Annotated in this window: 8 protein-coding genes; 2 read left to right on the top strand and 6 right to left on the bottom strand. The window is 71.2% G+C overall.

Going from position 1 to position 4,860, the window contains the following annotated elements; all coding sequences use genetic code 11:
• The 6 genes from DBR36_RS16705 to DBR36_RS16680 all read right to left on the bottom strand — a co-directional run.
• Positions 1–630, bottom strand: a 630-nt coding sequence (locus tag DBR36_RS16705) for an Asp23/Gls24 family envelope stress response protein (RefSeq protein ID WP_146185414.1), incomplete at its 3' end; no start/stop codon positions are given.
• 19 nt (positions 631–649) lie between these two features.
• A complete protein-coding gene (locus DBR36_RS16700) occupies positions 650–1,237 on the bottom strand; it encodes a hypothetical protein (protein ID WP_108320813.1) in 588 nt (195 codons plus the stop codon).
• Complete coding sequence (locus DBR36_RS16695) at positions 1,237–1,815, bottom strand: DUF6286 domain-containing protein (RefSeq protein WP_108320812.1); 579 nt, start codon at positions 1,813–1,815, stop codon at positions 1,237–1,239. The genes DBR36_RS16700 and DBR36_RS16695 overlap by 1 nt, the downstream gene beginning before the upstream one ends.
• Entirely contained in the window at positions 1,815–2,207 is a 393-nt protein-coding gene (locus DBR36_RS16690) for a hypothetical protein (RefSeq protein WP_108320811.1), read from the bottom strand. The genes DBR36_RS16695 and DBR36_RS16690 overlap by 1 nt, the downstream gene beginning before the upstream one ends.
• Positions 2,204–2,392 carry a DUF2273 domain-containing protein gene (locus DBR36_RS16685; RefSeq protein ID WP_108320810.1) on the bottom strand — a complete coding sequence of 63 codons (189 nt, stop codon included), beginning with the start codon at positions 2,390–2,392 and terminating at the stop codon, positions 2,204–2,206. The genes DBR36_RS16690 and DBR36_RS16685 overlap by 4 nt, the downstream gene beginning before the upstream one ends.
• Positions 2,389–2,871 carry an Asp23/Gls24 family envelope stress response protein gene (locus tag DBR36_RS16680; protein WP_108320809.1) on the bottom strand — a complete coding sequence of 161 codons (483 nt, stop codon included), beginning with the start codon at positions 2,869–2,871 and terminating at the stop codon, positions 2,389–2,391. Before DBR36_RS16680 ends, DBR36_RS16685 begins: the two co-directional genes overlap by 4 nt.
• 333 nt (positions 2,872–3,204) lie before the next feature.
• Between DBR36_RS16680 and fdhD the strand changes: the two genes are divergently transcribed.
• Together fdhD and DBR36_RS16670 are read left to right on the top strand one after the other, a co-directional pair.
• Positions 3,205–4,083, top strand: a complete 879-nt coding sequence (gene fdhD / locus DBR36_RS16675) for a formate dehydrogenase accessory sulfurtransferase FdhD (RefSeq protein WP_108320808.1) — start codon at positions 3,205–3,207, stop codon at positions 4,081–4,083.
• Positions 4,084–4,143: 60 nt separating this feature from the next.
• A partial coding sequence (locus tag DBR36_RS16670) for a molybdopterin-dependent oxidoreductase (RefSeq protein WP_146185413.1) occupies positions 4,144–4,860 on the top strand: 717 nt, incomplete at its 3' end.

Below are 4,860 nucleotides of genomic sequence, written 5' to 3'. Positions count from 1 at the left end.
CGCCGGCTCGACCGGCTCGGCCTCGACGTCGGCGCGGCGGGCGCGCGACGTCCCGTCGGCGGACTCGGCGAACGCTGCGGCGATCCCCGCGGTTCGCGCCGCGACGGCATCCGTCGTCTCGTCGATCTTCTGCGACGCGTCGGCGGCCTTCTCGCGGATGACCGCGCCGGCCTGGTCGGCCTTCTCGCGGACGGCGGCCTTGGCCTCGCCCGCCTTCTCGCCGACCGCCGCGGTCGCGGCATCCACCTTCTCCTGCGCCTCGTCGACCGGATCGCGGTCGAACGGACCGAACACGCCCGTCACGATGACGTCGACGTCCACGCGGCCGCGGCCCAGGGGCCGCAGGGCGTCGCGCACGGCGCTGCGCACCGCGTCGGACACGTCGTGCAGCTTGTGGGGATAGTCGACGACGAGCGAGATGGTCGCGGTGACGGAGTCCGCGCGATCGGTGTCGATCTTGACGCCCGGGACCGTGCTCGCCAGTCCCACCCGCTCGCGGACAGCGTCGGACGCGCGGCCGAGGAGGCTCCCCAGCGCGTGCACTCCGGGCACCGAGCCCGCGGCGGTCGCCGCGAGGCTCGCGGCGGCGTCGAGGTCGGGCGGATCGATGGTCGAATCGGTGGTGGTCATGACGTCTCCTCGTGGGGGTTCAGTGCACGCGGGTGTTGTCGCGTGCGAGCTTGGCGCGCAGGCCCGAGTGGATCGAGATGTAGGCGCGCACGTTCTGACCCGTGAGCGCGGCCAGGTTGGTCACGAGGGTGTCGACGTGCTCGGCCACCTGACGGGGCGAGGTGTTCTGACGGGGGGTGACCGCGACGTGCAGCACAGACTCGTTCTTGATCTCGCCGGCGCTGATGCGCGACGAGAGGATCTCGTCACGGTCGCCGAGGGCGTTCTTGAGCGCCTCCGACGCGAAGTCGTCGGTCACGGTGATGCGACCGGCGTCGTTCGCGCTGCCGGTGGACTGCAGCGGCGCCTGGCGGCGACCGCGGACGGCGGATGCCGCGAGGGCGATGAGGATGATCGCGAGCACCACGAAGGCGGCGACGGCTCCCCAGCCGGCGGAGTCACGGCCCAGGCCCTGGAGCCAGCCCTGGAATCCCCCCATGACCGAGGTCCAGGTGTCGGTTCCCCCGGGCAGCAGCCCGACGGCGAGCGCGAGAGCGCCCAGGCCCAGCAGCACCACGGCGACCAGGAAGAGCAGGAAGCGGTTCAGACCGCGACGCGTCGCATTCATCAGGACTCCTTGGTGTCGGGTCGCTGCACCCGCAGGCGGGTGCGCACGGCGGGCGTGAGCTTGTAGGCGGTGACCTCTTCGTCGACGATGCGGCGCAGCTGCGCCTCGTCGACCGGGATGCCGACCGGCGGGCGCACGGTCACATCGACCGAGCGGTGGGCGACGCCCACGACGATGTCGTCACGGGCGATGCCGGACTCGTTGCTGAGATGCTGCGCCAGAGCGGAGGCGACCACGCCGTTGTCGACGACGACGGCACGCTCGCCCCACGCCATCTCGTGACGCGAGAGGCGGCCGGGCTTGAGCGCGAGCACGAGCACGATGAGCCCGAGCAGGGCCAGCACGACGCCGCCGACGATGAAGGCGACCGGCATCAGAGCGGTCGGCGCGGCGACGACCGCGTTCAGCGCCTCGCCGGGGGCGACCAGCAGCGGCCGGGCTCCGGTGAGGTTGAGGATGATCTCGACCGCGGCGTACGCCAGGACGAGCAGCAGCAGCACGACCACGACGAGCATGGCGACGGTGCGCGGGGAGTGCGTCTCGCGACGCACGACGGTGCGAAGCACGGTGTCAGTCATCACAGCACTCGCTTTCGTTGGGGAAGGGTGGCGCCCGAGATGGTCAGGTCGACGCGCGAGATCTCGCGGCCGAACAGGTGCGCCAGGCGCGAGCGGATCTCGCTCTGAGCGGCGGTGGCCGCCTCGAGCACGGGGGTGGCGGAGCGCACGGCCTCGGTGTCATCGAGGCGCGGCACCGGGAACGGCGTCGACACGCGCACGGCGGCCGTGTCGCGGGCCGCCACGATCTCGACGCGGACGCTCTTGGCATCCACCCCGATGATGTCGGCGGCGGCGCGCTCGGCCGTCTTCTGCAGCACGCGGTCGGCGATGTTCACGTGGCCGGCGGGGAGGCCGGGGCCGGCAACCGCGGTGCGGTTGCCGACCCCGGGCGAAGCGGTGACGGTGGTCACGACGTGCTCCGCCCCGAGAAGGCGTTGACGATGTTGCGGAAGTCGAGCTCACCCGAGGTGATGCGCGCGACGACCACGCCGATCGCCATGAACAGGGCCACGAGGATGAAGCCCCAGAAACCGAAGATCAGGGCACTGAGGGCCAGGACGAGCCCGACCAGGGCGCCCTTCGTCGTGGCGCTCAACGGACGCGCTTCTCGTCGTCGCTGTTGTTGTTGTCGTCGTCACCGGGGATGTGCACGTCGTTGACGTCCACGTTCACCTCGACGACCTCGAGACCCACGAGGCGGCTGATCGCACCGGCGACGCGGCCACGGACCTGGTCGGCGACCTCCTGGATCGGGGCACCGTACTCGACGACGATCGTGATGTCGGCAGCGGCCTGGCTCTCGCCGACCTCGACCTTGACTCCCTGCGTCAGGTCGGTGGCGTTGATGGCGTCGCGGATGGCGCCGAGGGCACGGGCTCCGCCGCCACCCAGCGCGTACACGCCGTTGACCTCACGGGCCGCGATGCCGGCGACCTTGGCGACGACGCCGTCGGCGATCGTGGTCTTGCCCTCGGTGTGGGCCTCCTCGCCGCGGGCGCCGAGGGGACGGTTCACGCGCGACGCCGCCTGGGGGACGTTCTGCGCAGCGGGAGTGGTGGGGGCGTTCTCAGCCATGTCGGTGCCTTTCGAGTGTCGGTGACCCGGTTGCTCCGGGGTGGGCGCTTCGGCCTACACCACTAAGACGTACCGGGCGGGGGAATCGTCACGCCGGGATTGAAAAAGTTCGGCGGATGTGTATCCACGTGCATGTTGATCGGGCCCTTTTCGGCGGGATGCCGAGGCGCTCGCGCGCCCCTGGATCGATCATCGTCGGCCGTCAGGATCGCCCCGTTGCAACCGCAGCCTCGCGGACCGGGCCGGGTCGTTCGGCTCCGGCCGGTCTCGTGCGCGCGCGCCGGGCGTACGCTCGACCCATGTCCCCCACCTCTTCGCCGGCGCGGTCCTGACGTGGGCCGCCTCACCGCCTCGCGTCGCGTCACCCGCATCACCCTCGAGGGCGCGAACCGACAGAGACCGGATGCCGTGGCCGTCGAGGAGCCGCTCGAGATCCGCGTCGCGGGCTCGCCGCTCGCGGTGACCATGCGCACGCCCGGCCACGACGTCGAGCTGGCGGCCGGCTTCCTGGTGTCGGAGGGGGTGATCAGCCGCGGCGAGCAGTTCGCGCGGGCGATCCACTGCGGCGGTCCCGGAACGGGCGGCGCCGACGGCAACACCTACAACGTGCTCGACCTGACCCTGGCGCCGGGCGTGGCCCTGCCCTCCCCCGACATCGCCCGCTCGTTCTACACGACGAGCTCGTGCGGGGTGTGCGGCACCGCGTCGATCGAGGCGGTCGAGAAGGTGTCTTCCTACGACGTCTCGAGCGACCCGGTGTCGGTCAGCGCCCACGACATCGCGGCGTTCCCCGACCGCCTGCGCGCCGAGCAGAAGACGTTCGACAAGACCGGCGGCCTGCACGGCGCCGCGCTCTTCGACGTCGCCTCGGGCGAACTCCTCGTCGCGCAGGAGGACGTCGGCCGCCACAACGCCGTCGACAAGGTCGTCGGCTGGGCCCTGCTGAACGATCTTCTGCCCCTGCGCGGCACCGTGCTGCAGGTGTCGGGCCGCGTGAGCTTCGAGTTGGTGCAGAAGGCGGTGATGGCCGGCATCCCCGTCCTCTCCGCCGTCTCGGCACCCTCGTCGCTGGCGATCGAGCTCGCCGAACGCGCGGGGCTGACGCTGGCCGCGTTCGTCCGCGGCTCGAGCATGAACCTGTACACGCGGGCGGATCGCATCATCGCCCCGGCCACAACCCCCGCGACAGAAGAAGTCGCAAGCGTACGCTGACGTCAGTGCGCACGGTGTGTGGATGCCACCGACTCGGCGCCGGAATCCACGGAGGTCAACATGGGTGAATCGTTCGGGCTGATGACCGAGGAGCCCCGCCAGGGCGGCCTCGGGCCGACCTCGACCGGGGAGTGGTCGAGCACCGGCCCCTACGAGCACCCCGCCGCCGGGTGGGGCGCCGCGATGACCGTCGGCAAGGTGCTGCTGGAGCAGCGTCAGCCCGTCGCCGGCACCAAGGCGATGTTCACGATGAACCAGCCCAAGAGCGGCTTCGACTGCCCCGGCTGCGCGTGGCCCGACGACAAGGGCGTGACGCTCGACATCTGCGAGAACGGCATCAAGCACGTCACGTGGGAGATGACGCACAAGCGCGTCGGCAAGGAGTTCTTCGCCGCGCACTCGGTGACCGAGCTGTCGCAGTGGAACGACTTCGACCTCGAGGACGCCGGCCGCCTGGTCGGCCCGATGGCCTACGACGCGGCGACCGACCACTACGTGCCGATCTCGTGGAACGACGCCTTCCGCACGATCGCGCGGCACATCACCGCGCTCGACTCCCCCGACCAGGCCGCCTTTTACACGTCGGGTCGCCTCAGCAACGAGGCGTCCTTCCTCTACCAGCTCTTCGCCCGCGAGCTGGGGACCAACAACCTCCCCGACTGCTCGAACATGTGCCACGAGGGCTCGGGCCGCGGGCTCACGGCATCCCTCGCCACCGGCAAGGGCACGGCCGACCTCGAGGACTGGGAGGCCTGCGACGCGCTGTTCGTGCTCGGC

This window comes from Microbacterium sp. HMWF026 (genome assembly GCF_003061325.1).
GTDB lineage: Bacteria > Actinomycetota > Actinomycetes > Actinomycetales > Microbacteriaceae > Microbacterium > Microbacterium testaceum_E.
Note: the sequence above shows the minus strand (reverse complement) of the source record. Positions and strands in the feature narration are given on the sequence as shown.